Consider the following 521-nt stretch of genomic DNA (forward strand, 5'->3'; position numbering starts at 1 on the left):
GAAAAGCAGCAAATTGCATCGCAAAGCCAAGCCTTGTCAGCAGACGGTGAACTCACTGAATTAGCCATTGGCCAATTGCAGCCGGGTATCTACCAACCGCGTAAAGATATGGCACCTGAAGCGCTTGAAGAATTAGCGGCTTCTATTCAATCGCAAGGCATTATCCAGCCGATCGTGGTTCGTCAGGTTGTTGGCGGACAGTTTGAGATCATCGCTGGCGAACGCCGCTGGCGTGCCGCGAAACAAGCAGGCCTGAAACGCGTGCCTTGCTTGGTTAAGAAAGTTGAAGACCGCGCAGCTATTGCTATGGCTTTGATCGAAAACATTCAGCGTGAAGACTTGAATGTGATTGAAGAGGCGCAAGCATTGGAGCGTCTACAAGATGAGTTCTCGCTAACGCATCAGCAAGTGGCGGATGTGATTGGTAAGTCAAGAACTACCGTGAGTAACTTGTTGCGTCTCAACCAATTGGATGCCGACGTTAAACGCTTGGTGGCGGAGAAACAACTTGAAATGGGGCA

At 50.1% G+C, this 521-nt stretch carries 1 protein-coding gene; it reads left to right on the plus strand.

All coding sequences use genetic code 11. The features are described 5' to 3' along the window. Nucleotides 1-521 (plus strand): ParB/RepB/Spo0J family partition protein (locus R7Q48_RS30985; protein ID WP_318134248.1); only part of this gene is annotated, 521 nt, incomplete at both ends.

The sequence above is a fragment of the Vibrio sp. 378 genome, assembly GCF_033339435.1.